This is a genomic window from Candidatus Thiothrix putei (assembly GCA_029972225.1).
In the GTDB taxonomy this organism is placed as follows: Bacteria; Pseudomonadota; Gammaproteobacteria; order Thiotrichales; family Thiotrichaceae; genus Thiothrix; species Thiothrix putei.
In genome coordinates this window covers 745,517-770,328 of the sequence record CP124756.1, presented here as the reverse complement: position 1 = coordinate 770,328, position 24,812 = coordinate 745,517, and the positions used below count along the sequence as shown (strand labels likewise).

At 52.0% G+C, this 24,812-nt stretch carries 21 protein-coding genes; 4 read left to right on the top strand and 17 right to left on the bottom strand.

Annotated elements, in window-relative coordinates; genetic code table 11:
• Window positions 1–17 precede the first annotated feature (17 nt).
• From QJT81_04005 to QJT81_03975, 7 genes are all read right to left on the bottom strand, one after another.
• A complete protein-coding gene (locus QJT81_04005; protein WGZ95165.1) occupies window positions 18–3,503 on the bottom strand; it encodes a caspase family protein in 3,486 nt (1,161 codons plus the stop codon).
• A 36-nt stretch (window positions 3,504–3,539) separates the two neighbouring features.
• A complete protein-coding gene (locus QJT81_04000; GenBank protein WGZ95164.1) occupies window positions 3,540–4,187 on the bottom strand; it encodes a hypothetical protein in 648 nt (215 codons plus the stop codon).
• A 12-nt stretch (window positions 4,188–4,199) separates the two neighbouring features.
• On the bottom strand, window positions 4,200–4,586 hold the full coding sequence (locus tag QJT81_03995) for a hypothetical protein (GenBank protein ID WGZ95163.1): 387 nt from the start codon (window positions 4,584–4,586) through the stop codon (window positions 4,200–4,202).
• A gap of 149 nt (window positions 4,587–4,735) precedes the next feature.
• Window positions 4,736–5,848: a lipocalin-like domain-containing protein gene (locus QJT81_03990; protein ID WGZ95162.1), complete on the bottom strand. Its 1,113-nt coding sequence runs from the start codon at window positions 5,846–5,848 to the stop codon at window positions 4,736–4,738.
• A complete protein-coding gene (locus tag QJT81_03985; protein ID WGZ95161.1) occupies window positions 5,838–8,330 on the bottom strand; it encodes an FtsX-like permease family protein in 2,493 nt (830 codons plus the stop codon). Before QJT81_03985 ends, QJT81_03990 begins: the two co-directional genes overlap by 11 nt.
• A gap of 1 nt (window position 8,331) precedes the next feature.
• Window positions 8,332–9,519 carry a hypothetical protein gene (locus QJT81_03980; protein ID WGZ95160.1) on the bottom strand — a complete coding sequence of 396 codons (1,188 nt, stop codon included), beginning with the start codon at window positions 9,517–9,519 and terminating at the stop codon, window positions 8,332–8,334.
• Window positions 9,491–10,189 carry an ABC transporter ATP-binding protein gene (locus tag QJT81_03975; protein WGZ95159.1) on the bottom strand — a complete coding sequence of 233 codons (699 nt, stop codon included), beginning with the start codon at window positions 10,187–10,189 and terminating at the stop codon, window positions 9,491–9,493. The genes QJT81_03980 and QJT81_03975 overlap by 29 nt, the downstream gene beginning before the upstream one ends.
• A 141-nt stretch (window positions 10,190–10,330) precedes the next feature.
• Between QJT81_03975 and QJT81_03970 the strand changes: the two genes are divergently transcribed.
• On the top strand, window positions 10,331–11,434 hold the full coding sequence (locus QJT81_03970) for a PEGA domain-containing protein (protein ID WGZ95158.1): 1,104 nt from the start codon (window positions 10,331–10,333) through the stop codon (window positions 11,432–11,434).
• A gap of 9 nt (window positions 11,435–11,443) precedes the next feature.
• On the opposite strand, the gene QJT81_03965 is transcribed toward QJT81_03970, so the two are convergent.
• Together QJT81_03965 and QJT81_03960 are read right to left on the bottom strand one after the other, a co-directional pair.
• Window positions 11,444–11,701 carry a Txe/YoeB family addiction module toxin gene (locus QJT81_03965; protein ID WGZ95157.1) on the bottom strand — a complete coding sequence of 86 codons (258 nt, stop codon included), beginning with the start codon at window positions 11,699–11,701 and terminating at the stop codon, window positions 11,444–11,446.
• Window positions 11,692–11,949, bottom strand: a complete 258-nt coding sequence (locus QJT81_03960) for a type II toxin-antitoxin system prevent-host-death family antitoxin (protein ID WGZ95156.1) — start codon at window positions 11,947–11,949, stop codon at window positions 11,692–11,694. Before QJT81_03960 ends, QJT81_03965 begins: the two co-directional genes overlap by 10 nt.
• 127 nt (window positions 11,950–12,076) lie before the next feature.
• Between QJT81_03960 and QJT81_03955 the strand changes: the two genes are divergently transcribed.
• Window positions 12,077–13,852 carry an N-acetylglutaminylglutamine amidotransferase gene (locus QJT81_03955; GenBank protein ID WGZ95155.1) on the top strand — a complete coding sequence of 592 codons (1,776 nt, stop codon included), beginning with the start codon at window positions 12,077–12,079 and terminating at the stop codon, window positions 13,850–13,852.
• Here the strand turns inward: QJT81_03955 and QJT81_03950 are convergent.
• The 8 genes from QJT81_03950 to QJT81_03915 all read right to left on the bottom strand — a co-directional run bounded on the left by QJT81_03950 (window position 13,849) and on the right by QJT81_03915 (window position 22,098).
• Window positions 13,849–14,736: a Dam family site-specific DNA-(adenine-N6)-methyltransferase gene (locus QJT81_03950; GenBank protein WGZ95154.1), complete on the bottom strand. Its 888-nt coding sequence runs from the start codon at window positions 14,734–14,736 to the stop codon at window positions 13,849–13,851. The two genes, QJT81_03955 and QJT81_03950, sit on opposite strands and share 4 nt — an antisense overlap.
• 5 nt (window positions 14,737–14,741) lie before the next feature.
• Complete coding sequence (locus tag QJT81_03945) at window positions 14,742–15,572, bottom strand: EcoRV family type II restriction endonuclease (GenBank protein WGZ95153.1); 831 nt, start codon at window positions 15,570–15,572, stop codon at window positions 14,742–14,744.
• A 75-nt stretch (window positions 15,573–15,647) separates the two neighbouring features.
• Window positions 15,648–16,766: an ATP-binding protein gene (locus QJT81_03940; protein WGZ95152.1), complete on the bottom strand. Its 1,119-nt coding sequence runs from the start codon at window positions 16,764–16,766 to the stop codon at window positions 15,648–15,650.
• An 89-nt stretch (window positions 16,767–16,855) separates the two neighbouring features.
• A complete protein-coding gene (locus QJT81_03935) occupies window positions 16,856–17,008 on the bottom strand; it encodes a helix-turn-helix domain-containing protein (protein ID WGZ95151.1) in 153 nt (50 codons plus the stop codon).
• 52 nt (window positions 17,009–17,060) lie between these two features.
• Window positions 17,061–18,269, bottom strand: a complete 1,209-nt coding sequence (locus tag QJT81_03930; GenBank protein WGZ95150.1) for an RNA-guided endonuclease TnpB family protein — start codon at window positions 18,267–18,269, stop codon at window positions 17,061–17,063.
• 123 nt (window positions 18,270–18,392) lie between these two features.
• On the bottom strand, window positions 18,393–19,607 hold the full coding sequence (locus QJT81_03925) for a sigma-54 dependent transcriptional regulator (GenBank protein ID WGZ95149.1): 1,215 nt from the start codon (window positions 19,605–19,607) through the stop codon (window positions 18,393–18,395).
• The gene (locus tag QJT81_03920; GenBank protein ID WGZ95148.1) at window positions 19,604–21,346 is read right to left on the bottom strand and encodes an ATP-binding protein; all 1,743 of its coding nucleotides are present in this window, start codon (window positions 21,344–21,346) and stop codon (window positions 19,604–19,606) included. Before QJT81_03920 ends, QJT81_03925 begins: the two co-directional genes overlap by 4 nt.
• 20 nt (window positions 21,347–21,366) lie before the next feature.
• Entirely contained in the window at window positions 21,367–22,098 is a 732-nt protein-coding gene (locus QJT81_03915; protein WGZ95147.1) for a septal ring lytic transglycosylase RlpA family protein, read from the bottom strand.
• 310 nt (window positions 22,099–22,408) lie between these two features.
• Here QJT81_03915 and QJT81_03910 point away from each other — a divergent pair, with 310 nt between their 5' ends.
• Together QJT81_03910 and QJT81_03905 are read left to right on the top strand one after the other, a co-directional pair.
• Window positions 22,409–22,642, top strand: a complete 234-nt coding sequence (locus tag QJT81_03910; protein WGZ95146.1) for a heavy-metal-associated domain-containing protein — start codon at window positions 22,409–22,411, stop codon at window positions 22,640–22,642.
• Between the two features lie 242 nt (window positions 22,643–22,884).
• Window positions 22,885–24,396: a D-alanyl-D-alanine carboxypeptidase gene (locus QJT81_03905; GenBank protein ID WGZ95145.1), complete on the top strand. Its 1,512-nt coding sequence runs from the start codon at window positions 22,885–22,887 to the stop codon at window positions 24,394–24,396.
• Window positions 24,397–24,812 lie beyond the last annotated feature (416 nt).

The following is a 24,812-nucleotide window of genomic DNA, read 5'->3' as shown; positions in this document are numbered from 1 at the left end:
GCATTCTCCTGAAAACATTACGCACGCAATTGCTGGGCAATCTTCTGCACCGCCGCCGGGTCAGCAAAATAGGACAGGTGGTCACACTGCACCGGCTCAACCGTGACTGCCGCCTGCCATACCGGGTTGAACTGCACCATGCTGCCATGCCCCACCGCCATGTCATTGGCTTCCTTAAACAGCTTTTCTGTCAGCAAGTCGTAAGCAGCGAGTTTGGTACGCTGCCCCAAGTAAGCCAGCAATGTGCTAAGCCGTGCCATATGCCTGCCGGGGGCAATCATTTGCCCACTGGTATCCCCTGCCACCACCCGGTAACGCACATTGGCGGGTTCCGCAGCATTTGCCAGTTCATGGATGAAATCACTATCCGGCGCGAGTTGATCAAGGGTGTTATCGACGGCATCCAGTAATTTCATCAGTGCCGCTACCACCACACCACCCACCGCTACTGTGGTCAGACCATTTAAAATAGCGACCAGATTGCTGTACGCCCAGGTTTTAAGGACGGCATAACCGTGCTCTTTGAAAGACGCCAGCGGCGAACCCCCATTGGGCGTGCCGACCATCACCAGCGTATTGACGAGCTGATCACCACCCTCGCGTTCGATAAACCAACGTGCCACCAGCCCCCCCATCGAATGGGCGAGGATGTCGATGCGTTTGCCTCCCTCTGGCGTAATCCCGGCCTGTTCCAACTGGGCTTTCAAAGCTTTGGCAACGTCTTGAATACGGGTATTGAGGTTTTCGTAATCAAAGGTCAGGATCAGGTCATACGCTGCGCCCAACGGCGCTTGCCCCGCACTGTGGACAAGATTGACGCAACCCACCATAGCGCTGCTGTGACCGATAATGCCGTGAATCAGCAATAGGATGCGTTGGGCATCCTTGGCTTTGGCGACCACCGTGGGTTTATCGTGGGTATAGCCCTCTAGTCTGGCGGGGTCATTGGGGGCAAAACGCGGTGTCCCCAGCACGTGAATTTCCTCATCAATCCGTAACAAGTCACGGTAAACCAGTTTGCGGAACAAGACTTTCAGAGCGCTGCCAAGGCTTTTGGTGCCATCATCCGGGGTGGTTGCTGCTGCTTCTGGCAGGCTTTCGATACGGATAAAAGTACGCCCATCCTCCCCTGTTGTGGCATAACCCAGTGGCAAAAAGAACTGGCTTGCACTGTCATAAACATAGGGGATGATCTGCTCACCCGCAGCCAGAGGCTGGTTAATAGAAAGTGTGAGTGGATTCGCTGGGGAAACAGCCGCCGCATCACGGGTGAGATAAATATCCAGCGCATCCAGCCCCAAATCCGCGCCGCGCCCATCGCTAAACGTAAACACACTGGCATCAGCGCTGAGTACGCTTGGTTCGTAGACGGTTTGTGCCATGCCCCGGCTATTTTCCTGATGTGCCGCTGTCAGGCGCACCATCCCCCGGAAGGCAGGATGTGGCTCAATGTATACCGCGTGATTGCCAACTTGCAGCAACAGTTCGGCATCCTGTTCCGGGACAGCCTTGCTTTCCTGTGGGCGGATCACCGTCAGATTGATGACTTTGCTCGTCCAATCCGTGGGTGCTGCGGAAACCTCGTCACCTAATGAACGAAAGTGGGAGTCAAACGCCAGTTGTTCCAAACTGTTCATCAAGGAGCGTGTACCCGCCGCTTTGCCGTCATACAATTGCAAACCCGGCTGGTTTAACAGACTGGAATCAAAAATGCTTTCACAAACAATCAGTTTAAGGGAATCCTGAATACGGGTAATGCCTTGTGTCAGCAATTCATCCTTGATTTTGAGGGGGATGACTTTACCTTCGCGGGCTTTGACTTTGGGCTGAGCTTTGAGCTGGTTTTCCTGATCGGAACCTTCATGGCTAAGCCAACCACCACTCGCCAACACATTGGAAACCTCCCCGGTGCTGCCATCGAAATACAGCAAGGCATAATACAACGGGGGCTGGTTAGGCTTAAGGCGCAGTTCCAGATGAAAACGGGGTTGCTCCCATTGTGAACCGTTAAACGTGTACTTTAAAGTGACATCCTCATTAATGTATTCCTGAGCGTCGTAAGTCACCACCATCTCAACCGGATCACCCAACCGGGTTTGCGGATTGTGTAAATCCCGTTTTTGCTGCCAACGCGCCAGCGACGCTGCCTGTTCCAACACCTTCAAGGCATCATCCGCCTTTTTAAACAGCGGGCGGGTATCGCTGGTTTGGGTCAGGTAATACGCGCCCGCCTGCGCATGGACAATATAATGCGCTTCACCTAGTTGCTCCTCCTCCTTGAGAAAACAACCGGGATCAGCCGGGGATTCCCCTGCTTGCAGAATGGCACGTGCCTCCTGAAGACTGCTGGCATCACCCTGCAAACGTATGGCTGTTTTGGCAAAATGCTGGCGGGTAATAATAGCGGTATAGGGCTGATCAGCCACCTTCAACACAGCAGCATCGTTAACCAGCAAGGTGCTGTTGAAACTGCCAACCTGCTGGATGCGTGCCGTCGTCAGGCAAGTATCCGGTTTGCCAATAGCAGCGTCTTTGCCAAACAACGCCAACTCATCCCCTGAATGCAAACCGTGCATCATGCCCGCATCCAGTTTCCATTCCCCCGCTTCCTGTGAAACCAGAATCCTTAACGACAGACGTTCCACCCCCAACACCACTTGGGTGACATCCGCCCCGGCCACCGCCTCAATTTGCGGAACCTGACTGAAGTTTTTGCTTTGCAGGCGCAAATGGATGTGGTTGCGCAATTCCTGATAACTGATCGGGTATTGCAAAGCAGACAGGGTTTCGCACAAGGCAAACGTAAACAGACCGTGTTTCTGGAATCCAGAGGACACCGAACCTTGTGCTTTCTCAATCGACACCTGAAAGTCCTGACAGCCCGACAGCAAAATGTGTTTGCCCGATGCCGGGATCAGGCTTTTGAGTTGCGCCTGATCCAGTGTTTTGCCTGCCTGCTGCCAGAAAATGAAACTATCGAGTGGGTATTCAGCCGTATCAACCGGGGCAAGCCGCCATTCCTCTTCCTTGTCACCCAATACCCGCGTGCCATGCCCGCCATGACAACAATCCAGCAAGACAACGATGTGTTGGCAGTGGTTTGCTGCCAGTTGCGCAATCAGGTAACGCAATTCCTTGTCGCGCAAATCGGGAATACCGGCGGTACGGCTATCATGGCAAACCAGTGACTCATTCAAATGGTCAGGTTCCATATCCCAGAAAATCTCCGGTGCAAGCGTCTGCGCCCCATGACCGGAAAAGTAGAAAACGGCACTATCCTCTGCCTGCCAGTCACGCCCCAGCAAATGCTGCTGGAAATGCCCGATAATGTTTTGCCGGGTTGCCTGCGCACTCAACAGCACGTCAATATTTTCCGGGGGGATACCAAACTTCTTCTGCAAGGTATTGGAAAACAAGTAGACATCATTTTCACAGCCATACAGCGTTCTAGCCTGTGAACTCTGATAATGGTTAATGCCAACCAGCAAGCCATAAACAGCCATTTATTACCCCCTTCTTTGTTGCCTACTGTTTACCTCTTACATAAACAAGGAACCATACCCAAATTCGCGGTATATTTCCCTGATTTCACCTTCCACAGGTTCTTTTATCAGATCGCTGAGCTGATCTTGCATGGATTTGCCGGTCTGCTCACCTTTGAGCGCAATATCCACCGCAAAAAAGAAAGCACGCCCGTAGCGGGCAATCAGTTCCGCCCGATCCAGCCCGTTAACGATCTTGCGGGCGTTGTACCAGTCACTGTCTTCATGGAAATATTTGCCCAAGCCCACGCCGGTAAACATGCCGTGGATCATGCCTTCAAACAGGATTTGGGTAGCAATATCCATATCCAGCGCTTTGTCAGGATACTTCAGTAAATCCACCCTCAGCCGATCGCCCATCTTCCGGTAATTGTAATCCCAAGTGAGCTGCACGAAGCCACGCCCATAATAAGGGGTATTGCCGTATACCTTCCCAGCCCCTTTGCCATACTCTTCAATCGGCTGCATGGTACGGGCGGTTTCATGGTAGGTGGTCGCTAAGATGTAAGCCAACCAACGGACATCGGTTAAATTGCGCTTATCCCATTCATCAAGAATCGCCTCCATCCCTTCCACTTGGCTTTTAGCCAGCACCCCATCAAACGGTGCATTACGCACTGCGTTGTAAAAAATTGCCTTATCCATGGTTCACCCCGCTTATTTGGAAGATTTCAAGTCCGCATAAGCTTCATAACGCAAGTCTTTATAGTTGGCTTCGCTCAGAAACTTATCAATATCTTTAGGTGCGTTGGGTTTCTTGTTTAACCAAGCTTGCAAAACAGCCTTATTGCCATCCTGTTTAATCCATTCGCGGAAATATTCATCCGGGGTTCCGGGTGCGGGTACTGCGGGCGAAGGCTTGGGTTTAGGATCCGGTTTGATTGCCGGAGGTACAGGTTTAGAAGATCCAGCTCCCGTGTTTGCCACAGGAGGCGTTTTATCCTTATCAGGTGGCTCAGCAGATTGTTCAAACACAGAACAACCGGCAAGGAATACAGCAGCACAGGCACAGGCCAAGATTGCACTCTTTTTCATCACTTTCACCCCGCTATCGTGATTGGCTAGTCATCTTAAGTGTATAGCCTAAAGATCACTCAAATACTGATTTTTCTGAGTATTTTATTGACTTATATCATGAGATTTTTTTATGAAAAACAATGAAAAATAGTAATTAATTTTGGTTTACAGGCTAATTAATCATACCCCGACATCTCCAAATACCCCCGCCCCAGCACCTCGCCACTCGCCACATCCACCACGCGCACCGCGCCTTCCCAGTACGTAATCCCCGTCTGCATCAACTGATCATCCACCAGCGCCTCAATCCGCCAATGCCGCTGCTGCTTCGGCAAAGACATCTCCCACGCCACCGGATAACGCGCTCCGCTTGCTGATTGCCAGTAACGCAACGGCTTCAACTCCACATCATCCCGACGCAAGGTTTGCGCCGTACCCTCCGGCAACACCCACTTACCCGCACTGTGCGTATCCGTTTCCCCCGACTTTTTGCGCAAACGGTAAAACATCAGCTCATGCCCATCGCGCAATTGCAGCGAAAACCAATCCCACCCCGCCTGATCCGCCCCCAGCGCACTGGTACTCCATTCCCGATCCAGCCAGGATTCACCCGTCACGGTGAAACGCTGCCCATCACGGTAAATTTCCCCCAGCGTCTGCAAGCGCGTCAGCGAGTAATAATACGAGGCATTGCCCGCCTCACTGCTTTTCTGGCTCAACCCCTGATCACCCTGCAACACCGGCGGCTTTTGCGGGCGCAATTGCAAATTCAGGGTAAAATCCTTGGCTTTTACCGCAATCGCCCACGGAAATTCCCCCGCCCCATCGCCGACCATCTGCCAATCTTCCAACCACACACGGAAAGGTTGCACGGATTGCCCCGCCAATCCCGCAGCCCCGCGTGCCAAGCGCTGATCATGTAAATGTTCGCCGGACTGCACATCGGTCAACGCCACATGCGCCATCCACACCTGATTCGTTGCCCAGAGTGAAGCACTCACCGGCTTATCCGGTGTTAATGCAATCCGAAACCACGTCACCTGATAGCCAAACTGCCGCCCGTCATCGGTTTGCACATTGCCCGTCACATACCACCATTCGTTACGGAAATCGGGATGCGCCGCGTGATCTTGCGGAAACTGAAAAGCGCGAGGCGCAAGCGCACGGCTAAACCGCGCATCCGCCACCCCGCCCAATGCCGTATTCAAATCAAACGCATCCGGCTCTGGCGCTTTGCTACACCCCACCAATACCAGCAACAATACAATCAGCCACCCATTACCGCGCATTCAATCCCTCCCGCACCGAGGCTCGCCCCATGCGCCGCACCGGATAAAGACTTGCCAGCAACGCCGCCACCAACGCCAGCGCAACCGCCTGCAACGGCACCAACGCGAACACATGCGTTTGCATCGTCCACCCAAACGAACGCTGGTTAATGATCTCGATCAACACCACCGACAGCAACCACCCCAAGGGCAGCGACAACAACCCCGCCAGCAATCCAATCAACGCCGCCTGCCCCAACACCAGCCGCTGTAATTGCTGCGGCGTAAACCCCGTCGCCCGCAAAATCGCAAACTCACGCCCTTTTTCCAAAAACAACGCCATCAACGCACTGAACACGCCCACGAATGCCACAATAATCACCAGCAAGCGCAACACATTGGTAATCGCAAACGTCCGGTCAAACACCTGCAACGAAAATTCCCGAATATCCTGATTGGAACGCACCACCAACGGCTGCCCTGCCTGCTGCAATTCCCCCGCCCAGGTTTGCAACTGCCGCTTCAGCGCCGCCACATCCGCCCCCGCTGCCGCTTGTATCCCAAGCGACGAAATTCCCCGATCCGCCCAATAACGCTCGTACAACCCACGCGGCAACACCACCATGCCCTGCGTTGCACTGTAATCGCGAAACACCCCCAACACCGGCAAGCCAACCTTACCCGCCAATTCCGTCGTCACTAGCACCGTATCACCGCGCCGCTTGCCCCGATGATACGCAAACGGCTCAGACACCAGCAGCCCTTCGCCTGCCAGAAACCGCTGCCAAATCGCCGCCGCATCCCCTTCCAAAAATGCAAACCCGCGCCCGCTATGACCACTCGGCTGCAACACCAACGCAGGCAGCGGAAAATCCTCCACCGTCAACCGCGCCGTGCGCCCCGTACTTACCGCCTCAACACCAGCCAACCCTTGCACCCGCCGCATCCAATCGGGATGCAATGAACCATCCACCCGCGACGCTTCCTGCGACGTTGCCGACACATACACATCACTGGCAAGCGTCATTTCCAGCCATTCCGCCACACTCGCCCGAAACGAGCCGATCATAATGCTTACGCCCACCGTTGCCGACACCGCCACGGTCAGCGCAATAATCGCCAAACTGGTACGGCTCAAACTCGCCTGCACCCCGCGTATCGCCATGCGCGGCAACAAACTCAACCGCAACCGTTGCAAACCGTGCAACGCCACGCGCAATACCAGCGGCACGCACAAGCTATACCCCACAATCAGCAAAAACAGCCCGATAAATCCCGTTACCAACTGCTTACCGGAATAGCCAATCAACCCCGCACTCGCCAACATCAGCACCACACCAGCCACCGCCAAGCCCGCACCTCTGCGCTGATTGCCCTGCTCCAACGTCGATTGCCGTTGCACTTGCACCGGCGACACCTGCGCTGCCTCCCACGCAGGCGCTAACGTTGCCACCAATACCGCCAGCAAGGTAACGCCCACGCCTTTCAGCAATACCACCGGAGTCAGCAGCAAATCCGTCGCCCGCACACTCACGTACAAATCGCTGATCGTTTGCGTTACCAACACCAGCAAACCCTGCCCCAACAACACACCGAGCAAGACTCCCAACACGCTACCGACCACGCCCAATACCAAGGCTTCCAGCAACAAATGGCGGAACAACTGCCCACCCGTTACCCCCACCATGCGCCCAATCGCAAACGCCTGCCGCCGCTGCAACACCGAAAACGTCATGGTGTTATAAACCAGAAACGCCCCCACCAGCATCGCCAGCAAACTCATTGCCAGCAAGTTGGTGCTAAACGCTTGTGTCATCTGGGTGAACACTTGTTGGCGGGATGCGAACGATTCGAGCTTGAGAGAAGGCGGCAGGCGGGCTTGAAGTTCAGCGGCTTGCGCCTCCGTTAACTTGAGTTGGATTTTGGTAAGGCCAGGAAGAAAATCCCCCTCAGTCCCCCTTTTGCAAAGGGGGAGGCAAGAAACAGCGCCACCATCTGATTCCCCCCTTTGCAAAAGGGGGGTTAGGGGGGATTTTCTCCCTTGCACCGTCGCAATATCCGCCACCCACAATTCATCACTGACTCGCACCCGCGCCCCCGGCTCAGTCAGCAAACGCCGCACTTCATCAGCATCAATATTCACTCCCGCTGCCTGCTGCAACGGCGCTGCAAACGGATCAATCCCCAGCAAAGTAGCCTGCAAACCCTCCTGCTCAATCGCCACCTCCACCACTGGCGCGGATTCCCGATACCCCCATTCCACCCGCAACTGCCGGTAAAATTCATCAGGAACGTTGCCTCGCACAGCAGTGATTTCATGTGTCATCGTCCCCGACAGCGCATTTACCGACGCCCGAAACGATTGCCCCGCGCTCTGATTCGCCAAATCCACCGCAATAATCACCGCCGTACCCAGCGCAATGCTCAACAGCGTCAGCCACAACTGCCAAGGATGCCGCGTGAAAAAGCGCCAACTGGAACGTACCAGCAAGGTATTGCTCACCTTACAACCCGCATATACCGCCCTCGTACACATCCATCACCGCCTTCAATTCGCGGTAAAGGTAATCGCGCTCATCAGCATTGAAAGCGGCGACCCGCTCTGGCACATCGCCTTTTTCTAGGGCATACAACAACTTATTGACTTGAATACAGCCCATGCTTGCCAACGCATCCACCTCTGCATCCAACCGTTGCGTATCGAGTGCTTGCACCGCACACGCCACTTCCGAGGCAATGCTGCTGTCATCCCCGAGCCAAAAATCCAAACCCTTAGAAAGAAATTCGTCATAACTCAAATAATGCGACCCGTCACACGAGAAATTCAGCCCCACCGTGCCATTCACAATATTCAGCGACGCCGAACGCAAATAAATGGTTTCATCCGCAAACCGCAAGGCTTTTAACTGCTTCAATACCCTGCCCACATCCGCAGGTGGCACAATCGCCCGCTCAAAATACGGGCGACGCGGGTAAGCCAAGCAAATATTCGGGTCAATCAGCTCTTCATTGGTGAGAATGCGGTACACATACGGGTCATCCCGATGCCAAATTGTGGTACGACTGCTGGAAAAGTGAATTTGAAAATGGTGCACCCCCTGATCAAGAATCAGCGCCTCATGCACCGACAGCACCACATCAATGTGCCGATCCATCACACTCTCCACCCGCTGTTGCGCAAACAAACCGCTGCGGATTGCCGGGTCGCCCTTGATTTGCCGCCACTGACTCGGCTCTTCGTAAATCACGTCCGAATGTGGCAATTCGCGCAAGTCGTAATCCACCCCCAAAAAGCCGACACGCTGCCCGTTGGCATCCCGAATGCTTTGAATCGCCGTAATCGACGGGCGCTTTTTATTGCGGCTGATGTAAGCTTCCGACAGGTTAAAGTCGATGCTGGCATCCTGCATGTGCTTCATGTACGGGCGCTCGGAACGGTCACGCCCGCGCCCTTCCGGGTCAGCGCCGTAACGGTTCACCGTGGAGCTGATTTGCACCCCGTTCGCATCCAGCACGTACACGTATTTGCAATAATCCAGTGCGCTGAATACCCGCCGCATACATTCATCCAGCCGCTCGACCTCATCCATTTGCGGCAAGATTCTGCCTGCGTATTCATTGAGCGCATTGCCTAACAAATCCGTGAGCAAGGCACGGTGTGAATTAATCGAATGTTGTAGTGATTTCGCCATAAATACCCTCGTTAATGCCACCATCCACCATGACCAAAATACGCCCCGCCCTTTCTGCCACTGCGCGGCTGTGCGTCACCACCAGCAAGGTTTGTTGCGCCGCATCTGCCAGTGAAAACAGCAAATCCAGCACCAACGCGCCGGTTTTCGCATCCAGATTGCCCGTGGGTTCATCCGCCAGCACCAACGCCGGTTGATGAATCAAGGCACGCGCAATCGCCACGCGCTGCTGTTCCCCGCCGGATAATTGATCGGGAAACGCCGCGCCGCGTGTCGGCAATTGCACCGCCTCCAACCACTGTTGCAAACGGCGTTGCTGATCCGCCGCTTCAACCCCCAGCAACATCAACGGCAACAAGATATTTTCCGCCACCGTCAACGTGGGAATCAGGTTAAATTGCTGGTAAATGAACCCAATGTGTTGACGGCGAAACAGCGTCAGTTCCGGCTCACGTAAGCGTGATAAGACTTTGCCCGCCAGTTGAATTTCCCCGCTGGCGGGAACATCAATTCCCCCCAACAGGTTCAACAGCGTAGACTTACCCGAACCGCTGCTGCCCACCAGCGCAACGTGTTCGCCCGCTTGCAAGCTCAGGCTGACATCGCGCAACACGGTGTGTTCACAACCTGCTTCGGGGTAAGCGTAATGAAGGTGGCTGGCTTGTAACAAAATACCGATCCGTCATTTAAAAAAGCAGGTGTAACACGGAAACCCAGCGGTGGTAAAATACCTTTCGCCCGATCAATGGAATGGGCAAACCGCAACTTTCTGCTATTCTCCACACATCACACGACTTAACGAGACTTCGACATGAGCGGAATCACCAAATGGATCATCGGCGCAGTGCTGGTCATCTTCGCCCTGATTGGCATCAAAAGCCTGTTTACCCCCAATCCGGCAGAAGCCCCGCCCAGTGCCTCCGGCTGGGAACAGCCGCTGGTCATGCCCAATGCCAACCTGCCCTCCCCTGATGCGATTGGCGACAAATCCATTTTCACCAAGCCCCTGAATGACAAACCTCTGGAAACGGAAGACAACACCATCGAGCTGGTAGGCGAACCAGAAGACAAAGAAGACACCACAGAAACGGTTCCCACCGCACCACCCAAACCCATCACCCCCGCTCCGGTTGCCACAACGCCGGATGACGACTTACCCGCTGATGAAGTCACCACCAGCTTGCCCACGCCCCCGACACCAACGCCTGCGCCCCCTGTCATCGGCAAAACCGGTACGCTGGAAATTGTGGCGCAAACCGAAACCGGCAACCCCATCAAAGCCAATGTCTACGTGCAGCAAGCCAACGGCGTGAATCTGGACAAAGCCATGTACACCAATAAAGCCGCTTTCACGCTCAAACCCGGTAAATACAAAATTACGGTACGCGCCGAAGGTTACGCCAGCCTGTCACGCACAATCAGCGTGCCTGATGGTGCTGTGGTCAATGAAATTTTTCCATTGCCTGCCCTTGCTGCTGCACCCGCACCAGTGGCACAGCCGCCACGCCAACCTGTACCCGCACCTGTTACCCAAGCCCCACCTGCAACACCTAGCGGTAAACTCAGGGTCGTGGCACTCGCGGCGGATGATGGCAGCCCGTTACCGGTCAATTTCACCATCGCCCGCTTAGATGGCACAGTGGTAGAACGTGCGAATAACGTTTCCCTCACCGAACTCACCTTGCCTGCACAAGAATTTGTCGTAAGCTTTGAATACCAAGGGTTTCAAGGCTACAAATCCCTGACCGTGCAAGCGGGGCAAACGCTGACGCACACCTTCAACATTCGTGGCGTGAACGGGCAAGCCGCCACACCACCTGCGGATACCCCGCCGTTACAACCACCACAACCCAGCGTTGAAGAAATGATCATGCAAAAATTGCAGGAAGAATTGCAGAAACGTTTAACGAACTAGGATTTGCACTTATTGGTAGTGATACCGACACATCGCTATCAGGAAGTCCTCGCCTTCTACTTTGTAGATCAGCCGATGTTCATCATTGATTCGGCGTGACCAATAGCCAGAAAGCCCGTGCCGCAACGGTTCGGGCTTGCCGATACCGTCAAACGGATCACGCGAAATCGCTTTGATCAAATCGTTGATACGTTTGAGGATTTTCTTGTCGGCTTGTTGCCAATGCACGTAATCCTCCCACGCTTTGGATGAAAAGATTATACGCATTCGATCAACTCACGCACTTGCCCCTGACCACGTTCCAATTCTGCAATGGATTCCAGCAAGCGGCTGGCATTGGCAGGGCTACGCAATAAATAGGCAGTTTCTTCCATCGCCTTGTAATCTTCCAGCGAAATCATCACCACGGCTTGCTCGCGGTTACGGGTAATGATGATGGGTTCATGATCTTCGCAGACCCGATCCATCGTTTTGGCGAGATCCGCTCGCACAGCGGTGTAGGAAATGGCATTCATGGCTGGAACCTGTACGTGATTGTGTACATAAAATATAAATGATAGACCCAAGCAACACAAGTTGAAATACACATCAGCAAGCAATGTGGCAAACTATGCCCATTGAAGAACATAACAAGGAACTCCCATGTGCGGCATTTGCGGTGAACTACGCCTCGACGGGCAACTCCCCGAACTGAAATACCTCAACAGCATGATGGCGAAGCTGGAAAAGCGCGGCCCCGACCACGCGGGCAGCTTTTCCGACGGTGGCTTGATGTTTGGGCATCGCCGCCTTGCCATCATCGACCTGTCGTACAAATCCAGCCAGCCGATGGTCGACATCGAATCCGGCTTAGCACTGGTGTTCAACGGCACGATCTACAACCACCCCGAATTGCGGGCGGAATTGAAGGCTCGCGGGCATCATTTCTTCTCCGAAGGCGATACCGAAGTCATCCTCAAAGCCTACGCCGAATGGGGCGAAGACGCGCCCAAGCATTTGCTCGGCATGTTCGCCTTCGCCATCTGGGACATGCGCCGAAAAGTGCTGTTCGTGGCGCGTGACCGCATGGGCATCAAGCCGCTGTACTACGCCGCTGACGGTAAAAGTTTCCGCTTTGCCTCCAATACCCAAGCCTTGCTGACCACACCGGGGATTGATACCAGCCTCGACCCGCTCGCAATCCACAACCTGTTTTCGCTGCACGCCGTTGTGCCTGCGCCACGCACCGTATTGAACGGCATCCGCAAACTACAACCCGCACACAGCCTCACCATCCACGCTGACGGACGGCAAGAGCTGAAACGTTACTGGAATCTGGTGGCACGTCGCCCACGCGAGCCACGTTCCGAACAGGAGTGGATCGACGCGGTGCATGAGTCGCTGAAAACCGCCGTGCGTCGCCGTAACAATATCGCCGACGTACCCGTGGGCGTGCTGCTTTCCGGCGGGCTAGATTCGAGCCTGCTGGTCGGTTTGCTGTCTGAAATTGGCATACAAGACATCCGCACCTTCACCATCGGTTTCGACGACCAGCCGGAGGAAAAAGGCAGCGAATACGAATACTCCGACGCAGTGGTGGAACGCTTCCGCCCCACGCACCACAAGTTCCACATCCCCAACGAACACACCCTGTCACGCCTGCCAGAAGCGGTGGCAAACATGGCAGAACCGATGTTTGGGCAAGATGCGATTGGCTTTTACCTGCTCTCCGAACAGGTCTCCAAGCATGTGAAAGTGGTGCAATCCGGGCAAGGCGCGGATGAAGTGTTCGGCGGCTATTTCTGGTATCCGCAAGCGCACGCCGACAAAAACCCCGACATGCTGCAACGCCTCGCGCCGTATTATTTCGACCGCGACCACAGCGAAATGGCGGAGATGTTGCAAACCCCGTTCCAAACCCGCGATTACACGGGCGAATTGGTGCGCGAATTGCTGGAATCAACCGATGCGGAAGAAACGCTGGATGCGGTATTGCGGGCTGATACCACCACTTTCATCGTCGACGATCCAGTCAAGCGCGTGGATAATATGACGATGGCGTGGGGGCTGGAAGCGCGTGTGCCGTTCCTCGATCACGAATTGGTGGAACTGGCAGCGCAAATGCCGACCGAATTGAAATTGCGTGACGGCGGTAAATACGTGCTGAAACAAATTGCGCGGGGGCTAGTGCCGGATAGCGTGATCGACCGCCCCAAGGGGTATTTCCCTGTGCCTGCGCTTAAATTTGTGCGCGGTGAGTTTCTGGACATGATGCGCGATTTGCTGGATTCGCAAGCGTGTCGGGAACGGGGCTTGTATCGGCGTAGCTATATCGACAAAGTGCTGGTTTCCCCCGAAACGCATTTGACGCGGATTCAAGGGAGTAAGCTGTGGCACATGGCAGCGTTGGAGATGTGGTTGCAGAGCGTTAAAGTTTAACCCAACAACGCAAATTGCTGGAATGCCTCTACCTTTTTATCATCGGTTGGCAGATTGTAGTTTGTCACTAATGCCTCAACCATCGGATTGCGGTTATCTTCACTCGCGCCGACATGGTAGAAATGCTCCCGTGTCAGCACGTTAAACCTGTCCCACAATGACTTGATGTAGGTGTTCTCCCGAAAATCATTGTGATGCCAAGTGGAAAGAATGAATTTACCCTCCAGCTTTTCCAGCGCAGCATGGAGGCGATGCTCCTGAAGCTCATCCCAACCGTTGTAATAATCTACATGGCGGTCAATATACGGCGGATCACAATACACAATGTCATCCGCCGAAATTTCTTGGAGTGTTTTGGTGAAATCCTGACATTTAAACTCAAACTGTTTGGTGTGCAGGATTTTAGCGACGGCATCGACCTGATTCACGATTTTGGTCACATAAGCCTGAGCAAACCGCTGCGGTTTACGACAAAACGGAATATTGAACCCACCCTTCCGATTGAAACGAATCATGCCGTTAAATCCGGCTCGATTTAGAAACAAAAAATCCAAGGGTGCATGGTATTTATTAAATCGCTCACGGATTTCGTAGTAATGTACTTCGCCCTTTTCCAGTAGCAAAGCCCCTTCCCTATTCAAATAAGCGCGAACACTTTCAGGCGTAATCACACCTTTAGCAAGGCAAGAATAAAAGTGAACCAAATGCGGATTGGTATCGCATAGCAAAGCCTGTTGCGGGGCAAGGTTAAAAGCCACAACGCCAGTCCCCATGAATGGCTCAACCCACCGCCCATCAAAATTAGCGGGAATAATGTTTTTGATCCACGGCACAAGTTTGGTTTTGATGCCTTGAGATTTAATCGGGGGAACGCTGACTTTCATTGGTATCATTCCCCACTATTCTGTTTATCGACCACTAATGAAACATCACCACCGCGATAGGCAACAAAGGCTTTCAGCGTCGAAATTTTGTTGGTAACACCTTGCTCGTCTTGCACAATGATTTTGCAATAGTTCATCCAATAATCGTCGAACCAACTTTCTCCCAAGCGGGAAAACATGCCGCGTCCGTTAATAATGTCGTCGATATTGTTGATGCTACCGATGTTGGCGGTATTGCCGCTGCCGCCCTTGTCACTGGCGATTTGCCATTTTTCCACCACGAAAAACTGGAAATTTTTGATCACTGAAGCGATGGACTGCAATTCATCCAGCCGATGGGAACGGGTTTCGTCTATCGTTGCCCCCTCTGCACGGTCATAAATGATGCCAAGGCAAAAATGCCCCGCATACGTGGCATAGGGAAACTGGATGTTTTTGGTGCTTTGGCGATTCTCGAAGTAAGTCCCGTGCGAACCCAAAGTGAAACCGTTGCACAAGTGCGGCTTTCTGGGATTACGGTAGGTTGTCTTGAAATCAACGGCAAATTTTACGCTTTCATCATCTTCTTTGACAAAAGATATATCTGGGTAGTAGTTCTGATGGTCAGCCAACACCACACGATAGCCGTTGTCTTGCGCAAACTGGAGGATTTTCGGAAACAAGTGAATTTCCAATATCTTAGAAACGATCTTGGTATCGGATGAAATTGTGTAAACGCTCTGAAACACGTCGATGAAACCCTTGACTGTCCACTGCCCATCATCGGTACTGACATATTGCTGGATACTGCCAACGAACGTGGCTAACTTTGTACGGAACTCTTGCTTGTGATCCATTTGGCTACTGCTTTGGGTTAGGTGCTTTTATCCAGCTTAACAATACGGGCGCGGAAACCCAAGATAGCGATACGTTTAAAGCGCTAACTGCTTCAAATAATCCAACGCCCGCCGCACTTCAATGCCTTTATCCATGCGTTCTTGGCGCAGGTTTTTCACAAGCTGCACCGCCGGAACGCCGTATTTTTCGTAGAAATAGCGCAAGTTCGGACTAACCGCAGGGTCGGATAATTTCACCTCCACCATTTGCACCGGTTCATCATCGACCAGCAGCACAAAATCGACTTCCTTTTGTTCTTTGGTGCGAAACATGCTGAGGCTAGTCGGTTTGCCCTGGTAATCTTCAATCGCATTCAGGTGCTTCAATAAGCTGACCGCCACCAGATTTTCAAAGCGGATACCGTTGTCACCTTTAACCAGACCCGTGTCATAAAAATAGATTTTCGCGTCTTTCTGCAAGGAACGGGCAATATTGCGGTGGCAAGGCGTGACCCTGAAAATGATGTACAGGGCTTCAAAAATTTCGATGTAACGCTTGATCGTGTTAGGCGATACACCAACATCCTGCGCCAGCGACGTGTAGGAAAGTGGCGACCCAACACGCTGTTGCAATAAGGTCAGAGTAAGCTGAATCGCTTTGAAATCATGTACTTTTTCAAAATCGAGAATATCGGTGCGGATCAGCCCGTCAATGTATTGCAAACGCCAACGGTTGGCATCTGCCAGCGCTTCAGCCAGATAAGGCTCAGGAAAACCACCCCGCTCCATGAGTCTTTCAAGAGCTGCCTCATCCGCATCAGGAATTTCCACCAAGGACAAAGGATTGAGGCGATGCCGGAAAAAACGCCCTGCCAGTGAATCTCCACTTTGACGAAATGTTTCCAGCCGCGCACTGCCCGTCACCAGAATTTGCAAGTGTTCCGGCTTGGTGTCATACAAACCCTTAAGGTAGTTTTTCCACTCCGCCATTTTGTGCAACTCATCCAGAATCAACAGATGCGTGGACGGCAGCCACGCTTGAGCATGGATAATAGCGCGGTCGGCAAAACTGTCGTAGTTGAGGTACACTGCCGATGACGTTTCTGCCGCAATAGCCTTCGCGATACTGGTCTTCCCCACTTGACGCGGGCCAGTCAGGAATACCATTTTACGGCGTAAATCGTTGCTGATAAGGGCTTGTTGCAATCGTTTCATACCGGCAATTTCGCAGTAATTTGCGGAATCGTCAAGACTATTTCGCAAATTACTGCGGAATCGTCGCATTTAGCGCGTATTCATCCGCATCAATCGCGAAACTGCTCCCTGTCCAAACCGTACTTTTTCATTTTGTCCGTCAAGGTTTTACGGGGCAAATCCAATGCCTCCATCACCGCTCGTGTATTGCCTTGGTGGTGATTTAACGCCTGCACAATCAAAGTTTTCTCAAAACATGCCACTTGTTCAGTCAATGACAACCGTTATTTCAAACCTACCCAAATCTACCTATAGCTAACTAAAAGTAGTCATGGTGTTGAATTCCTGCTTCACGGGGGCTGGTTTCGTCTTCGGCTTGCGCCCAAGACCAGAGCCTTCCCCTCCACAGGCAGACACCGTGTAACTCACGGCGTATTCTTCTAAATTCTTGGCGGCATTTATGTCACGGTCATGGACTGCACCGCAAACGGGGCAAGTCCATTCACGTACCGACAGTGGCAGCTTCTCCACTTTATGCCCACAGCCAGCAGCAGAACAGGTTTTGCTGGAGGCAAAAAACCGATCAGCCACCACGACCACCGCACCCCGCATTTCCGCCTTGTATTCCAGTTGCCGCCGGAACTCGAAGAATCCCATGTCACTGATGGCACGGGATAAATGACGGTTTTTCACCATACCCGACACGTTCAAATCTTCAATGCCGATGGTGTGAAAACGGCGGGTTAAATCCGTAGTGAGTTGGTGCAAACTGTCTTGGCGAATGTTGGCAATACGTGCGTGAAGTGTTGCCAGCTTCTGCTTCGCCTTGTGACGGTTGGCACTGCCTTTGACCTTGCGGGACAGGCTGCGCGAGAGCCGTTTTAGGCGGGAAAGCAAGGCTTTATGCGGCTTTGCCCCAACCACTTTTTCCCCCGTTGATAGGGTTGCCAGTGCAGATACGCCCAAATCCACCCCTACCGTGCCTTGGTTTTTGGCAGGCGGGAGATGATGTTGGTCGGTATCCACGGTGATGCTGGCGAACCACTGGTCAGCGGTGCGGGAAACCGTGGCAGAGAGGATTTTGCCGGAAAAGCGTAACGTTTCCCGCATCCGTACTACCCCAAGGTTGGGAATGCGGATGCGGCAACCGTCAAGGCTGAACTGGTCGTTGGTGAGGGTGAAACTGTCGCGGCTTTTGCCTTTCTTTTTGAATTGCGGGTACTTGGCTCGCCCCGCAAAGAAGTTCTTGAAAGCTGCACCGAGTTGGATAATCGCCATTTGCGGGGCGTTTTTGGTGACTTCCAGCATCCAGGGGAATTGTTCGCGTTTGATGGCGTTCAATTGGCGGCGCAAGCCCATTTGGTTGGGTTTTGGCTGGGTGTTATCGTCTTTCCATGCGGCGTATTGGGTTTGCCATTCTGCCAACGCCCAGTTGTAGGCGAACCGTGCTGTACCAGCGGCTTTCGCCAAGTACGTCGCTTGCTTATGGTTGGGGTCAAGGCGGATTTTGTGGCTGATGATCATGGCAAACAGAATGCAGCACGGTGTGATAGTTGTCTAGTCATCCGTGCTTTTGCTGCTATCTTTTACGGATAAACGGCACTACGCTTTTATAAACCTAACCAAAATGATAAAGTTTGAATAGATTTAGATAGATTTTATGGTAACTGTTTCAAACCCTTCCAATTTATCCCCCGCATTCATCAGGGTCGCCAGATCGAAATTGTATGCCTCCCCCAGCAACACATAACGCTCGGCAATATTGCGTAATTCACGGATATTGCCCGGCCAGTCATGCCCCATCAGCACGTGCAAGGCTTGGCTATTGAGCGGCGGCACTTCGGTTTCGCAACGGGCTGCCGCAATCAACACAAAATGCTGAAACAGCAACGGTATATCTTCACGCCGCGCTCGCAACGGAGGAATTTCCAACGTCACCACATTTAAGCGGTAGTACAAATCCCGTCGAAACTCAGCCCGTTCTGCTGCATCTTTCAAATCGACTTTAGTGGCAGCAATCACCCGAATATCCAGTGGAATCAGCTTATTAGACCCAAGCCGCTCAATCTTGCGCTCTTGCAGTACCCGCAATAAGGGGGCTTGCGTGGTCAGTGGCATTCCCTCGATTTCATCCAGAAATAGCGTGCCACCGTTTGCATGTTCAAACTTGCCAATGCGTTTGCCTTTTGCCCCAGTAAATGCCCCCGCCTCATGCCCAAATAGCTCACTATCGAGCAAACTGGCGGGAATCGCCGCACAGTTAATTGCCACATAATTATGATCGCGTCGCTGGCTTTGTTCGTGGATAGAACGGGCGACCAACTCCTTGCCCGTGCCGGTTTCCCCCATCACCAACACATCGGCATTGACGTTGGCAATGCGCGTAATCATTTTGCGTAACATCATGATAGCGGGGGTTTGCCCAATAATCCGGGGGCCGGGGCGCGTTTGGTTTGCCAGTGCTTCTTTCAAGGCACGGTTTTCTAGGGTCAAACGGCGTTTGTCGCTGGCGCGTTTCACCACTTCCACCAATTGTGTATTGGAAAAGGGTTTTTCCAGCAAGTCATAACCGCCATTGCGGATCGCGCTCACTGCCGTCGCCACATCCGCATGTCCGCTGATCAAAATGACCGGCAGATCACGATCAATACGCAGTACCCGCTGAAGAAACTCCAAACCATCCATTTCCGGCATTCGGATGTCAGAAATAATCACGCCCTCGAATTCAGCCGTTAGTTTTTGCAAGGCATCAGCCGCACGGCTAAAGGTTTCCACCGTGTATCCGGCTAACAGGAGGGATTGCGCGGTAGCATCCCGGACTGTCTTTTCATCATCAATCAACAGGATATTAGGGGCAATCATGGGGAATCTCCGTGAGTCGCTGCTTGCAATGTGAGCGTAAATACTGCGCCACCTTGTGGGGCATTGGTGGCACGTAAATCACCATTCATCTCACGTGCAAGGCGATAGGAAATCGACAGCCCCAAGCCCAAGCCTTTACCAATGGTTTTAGTGGTAAAAAAGGCTTCAAAAACATGGGGCATCGCTGATTCACTGATCCCCGTGCCATTGTCACGTACACTCACCTGTACTTGCCCATCACGTGCTTGCAGCACCACCCACAAGCGCTGCTCGTTTTGCTCTTGCACCGCTTCGGCAGCATTGCTCAATAAGTTGACCAGAATCTGTTCCAACCACACCAGATCCGCTTGTACATAACGGGTCTGTTCGCCCCGTTGCTGCTCCAACACGACGTGCGTTTGTGTCAGCTTGGGCTGGACAATACTTAGCGCTGAATCCAACGCCCAATGCAAATCACAGGTTTCAATTTGCCCGGCACTTTTGCGTGAAAACGTTTTGAGTTGGCGGGTAATCGTCGCCATGCGCTCAGTTAACCCCACGATTTCAGTCAGGTTGTTGCGGGCAATATCGGGCTTGCCAATTTCAAGAAATTGCGCGGCATTGTCAGCATAAGCACGAATCGCCGTCAGCGGGTTGTTGAGTTCGTGGTTGATTCCGGCGGAAAGCTGCCCCAAGGCTGCCATTTTTGCCGCCTGTACCAATTCCTCTTGGGTACGGTGCAATTCTTGCGTGCGTTCTGCGACCTTGGCTTCCAAATCTTCGCGGGCTTTTTGCTCGTATTCACGGCGTTGGCGCTGATTTTTCCACAATACGTACAATAACAACAACGTTAGCAATAACATAAACGCTGTCATCAGCACCATGGTGACTACTGCACGGGTGACACTGCTCCAGTCCGTTAGGATATACACATCCCAGTCGATGAAATCCATCGGGCGTTTATGTACCAAATACTGTTGCTGAGCGGTGCTGACACGTTGCCATTCTAATGCCGGGTTAATACGCCAGTTGCTAGGCAAACGTTCAATGGCTTGTTGATCGTAACGCTGGTTTTTGTGTAATGCTGCCTGAGTGGCTGCGGATAAAACGTGTAAAGAACGTAGACGCCATTCGTCACGGCTGGACATGAACACCACGCTGTCACGATCCGCCACCATGAAATCAGCCGTTGTTTGTTTCCAGCGTTCTTCTTGCAGATCAATATCGACTTTCACCACCATCACACCAATCACCTTACCGTCACGATCATGCACTGCATGGGCAAAGTAATAACCACGCTTTTTTGATGTCGTGCCTAAAGCATAATAGCGTCCTAACTGTCCTTGTATCGCTTGCTGGAAATACTGCCGAAACGCGAAATTTTTGCCGACAAAAGAAGCACGGGTATTCCAATTACTGGCAGCGATGGTCAAACCGTCAATACTCATCAGGTAAATATCAGCAGTGCCAGCAATGCGGTTCACTTTTTCCAGCGTCTGGTTAAATGCTGCTAAGGCGGTTGGATCAGGGGTGGGAGAGCTGAGTAGCGAGCGAGCCTCTGTGGATTGTGCCAGTAGCTCCGGCAAGTAGCGGTGTTTTTCTAATTCAGCCGTTAATTGCCCTACCAATTGCTGTGAGAGGGCGCTGGTTTCTTGCTGCAAACGCTGCTCTGCACTTTGACGTACTGCGTAATACACGGTAAGCAACGTCAACACTACAAACAGCACGGTTAACCCACCGGCAACCGTGCTGTTATGCACAGGTAAACGGGAGGAATGCTTTATTCCAATACCTCAACTTTGACTTTGGCAGTACCCGTAGCAACCATGCCGATTTCTTTGGCAGCGGCTTTTGACAAGTCAATCACCCGCCCGTGGTTACTAAAGCCGCCCCGGTCGTTGACTTTCACTTCCACCGCTTTGTTATTACGCAAGTTGGTCACACGGATGCGGCAACCAAAGGGTAGGCTACCATGCGCACAGGTCAAATCATTCTGGTCGAACCGTTCACCACTCGCCGTCTTACGACCATTGAATTTGTCACTGTAGAAAGAGGCTGTACCTACCTGATGGGCTTTGCCTGATTCAGCCACCGGTTTGGCGGGGATAGGGGCTTCGGGGGGTAAAAAGGCGGGCTGGCTCGGCGGGCTTCCGGCTACACCGGCAACGGATGCAGGTATGGTGTAATAAGCCTGCTTAGGTTCTTGAGAAGGGTTCCACACCCATTGCTGCGATTCATTCGTGGACTTACTTCGTTGTTTACTAAGCACACGACTTTTTGCTGCTTTGGTGTGCTTGGCACGTATTTTGGTTTTATGAACCTTTTTACTTGCCTTGTTGTGACTGACTTTCTTGCTCGACTTCTGCTGAGCACTCACTTTACTGGCAGCTTTTTTCTCTTTGGCCATGGCTGCGGTAGGCAAGCTAAACGTAGCAGCAAGGGTTAAGGCAGTGATGCTCACACCGATACGGCGCGTCCATCCTGTCCATAACGATTGTTTTAATATTTTCATTATTTTAAATTTCCTCCGACTAAAAAGTTGAGTCGAATGAAAGCATAACATGCTGCCGGACATTCTCAAACCCTGCACAACACCGGCAAGTTTCTCCATCACCTTGTGATGATTCATACATGAAATGTAGTTGCTTTTGACAAGCGCTAAAATCTGACTTAGCGTTAAGTGATGTAACCTAATGCAGGAGGTTATGCTACACAAGCGATTTTTCCTTTCGTTTCTATCCCAGAAGCGCATCCAGCAAGCTGTCCGGCAATTCACGCCGATTCGGACGGTGAACCTAAAGACAATATCCAGGAGCTGACTTATGAATAAATATGATGTAGCCGTCGTTATGCATATCGACGAAGAGCTTTCCGATACCGAAATTCACACACTGGAATATGACCTATCTTTTTCCCCCGGCATTCTTTCCGCGTGTATGAATGAACGTACCCGCCACTTAATGGTGGTGGATTATGATCCTGAGCAGGCTTATTCTTATGACATATTGAAGACTGTGCAGCAACGAGGCTACCATGCCGAATTGATCGGTTTATGATCAATTTGTTTCGTAGAGCGAAATACCACCAACCCAGCCTACCTTTAGATTGAGAAGGTAGGCTTTTTTCATGGGGCTGTTTAGCCGCACAGGGAACTTTTGAGCCTGATTAAGTCTCTATTTATGCAAGTCATGAAAGACTTATCGGGCAACAGGGCTTACAATATTTATTTTTCATCTCACCTGTTTTCAGACGGGGCGCTAAAATCATTGGGTACGGAAACATGAAGAACGGGGAATCTATGCGAATTTTGCATCTGGGCACATTACTGATGCTTTCAGTATCGCTGGTAGCGTGCAGTTCACAAAATGTCCAACCGGGTACGGCTGTCGCGAATGCTGGCGCTACCCTCACACAAGCGGAATTGTTTGGGGATACCCCGTCACAGTCTTCCGTACAACCAGCAATACCAAAACAGCCGGAACAATGGCAAACACGTGCTGCCAACCACGTAGAAAGCCCAACGCCTGCTGCCAAGTTACAACCAACGCTATTAAGTTCCGCTGGTGGTGATAAGACTTATCGGGGTTCGGGCAAACTCAACCGTTTACCTGACAACATTGCCAGCAGCCTACGTTTACGTGGCCTGTCGGAGCAAAATCTTGGCGCTTATGTACGCCCAGTGAATGGCGGTCAACCCTTGCTAGTGGCTTATGCCGATACCCCACGTAACCCAGCCTCGACGATGAAACTGGTCACCAGCTATGCTGCTTTAGGGGTACTGGGGCCTGATTACCGTTGGCCAACCGAAATTTACACCACCGGTAATATCGCTGGCGATACCTTGCAAGGGGATGTCATCATTAAAGGCTACGGCAACCCAGATTTCCGTGAAGCTGATTTCCGTCAATTATTACAAGGGCTGCGTGCGCGGGGTATCCGTAATATCGCGGGTAACTTTGTGGTTGATAAAACCTATTTCAATGTCCCCTACCAAGCAGCAATTGACGGCAAGGATGGAGCCAGTTACAACGCCCAACCCGAAGCCCTGCTCTATAACGAACGTGGCAGTTGCTATGAAATGCGCAATAAAGCAGGACAAATCCAGCGTATTTGCCCGATTGCGCCACGCAATGGCAATGATCTAAACGCCAATCTATTCGGTGATTTCTGGAAAATATGGGTTGGCGAAATGGGCGGGCACCTCAACGGTGGGCTTCAGGTACAAGCTGTTCCGGCTGGTGCACAATTAGCCAGCACTCACCAATCAGCACCGTTGCGTGACGTATTGGTTGAAATCAACAAAGACAGCAACAACGTCAAAGCTCGCCAAGTCCTGTTATCCATGGGCGCGAAACAATTCGGCGCACCCGGTACAACCCAAAAAGGTGCTGGTGCTGTTGGGCAATTTATGGAAAGCAGGGGCTTACGCTTCTCCAACCTCAAAATTGAAAATGGTTCCGGTCTAAGCCGGGTAGAGCGGATTTCAACCCGTGAAATGGGTGAAATGCTTGTCGATGCGTATAACAGCCCTTACCGTGACGAACTGATGCGTTCGATGGCGATTTTGGGAGTGGATGGTACTGTAAAAAGTCGCCTGAAAAATCTTGCAGGACGTGGCAAGTTTAAAACCGGCACGTTGCGTGATGTACGTGCACTCGCTGGCTATTTAACCGCAGCCAATGGGCAAACCTATGTGGTAGCGCTCTTGCACAATGACGCTAGTATCCGGGCGACAGCCAAAGAAGCACACGATGATCTTGTTGAATGGGTCTATTACGGCGCTCAAAACAATGTTGCCAGTGCGCAGTAACGCGTTACGTCTCTAGCCCTATAAAAAACCCGCTAACGCGGGTTTTTTTGTCTTTCACAGAATCATAGTTAAACCAAAAGCGACGAATACAATCCATCCCACCATGCCCACAATTTCAGGGAGCGGGATCTCAAGAATCGTCATCTGATAAAACAAAACAATAAGCAGAATAGGCAAAGCATCGTGCAAATTCGCCAAGATGGCGCTAGGCAACTGTTTGAAAAATTTTATCATCTTTATTAGCCCTTACTTAGGCATTATAATTAAATAGCTATAATCTATATTAATGGATGTTGGCTACATAGTACAGTAACCATACTCAACATTTGATACAAACAACCTATTTAATTTATTGCCATCATTTAATTATTTTATTTTTAATCAAATCTTCACAAAAAGATCTCTCGATTAACATA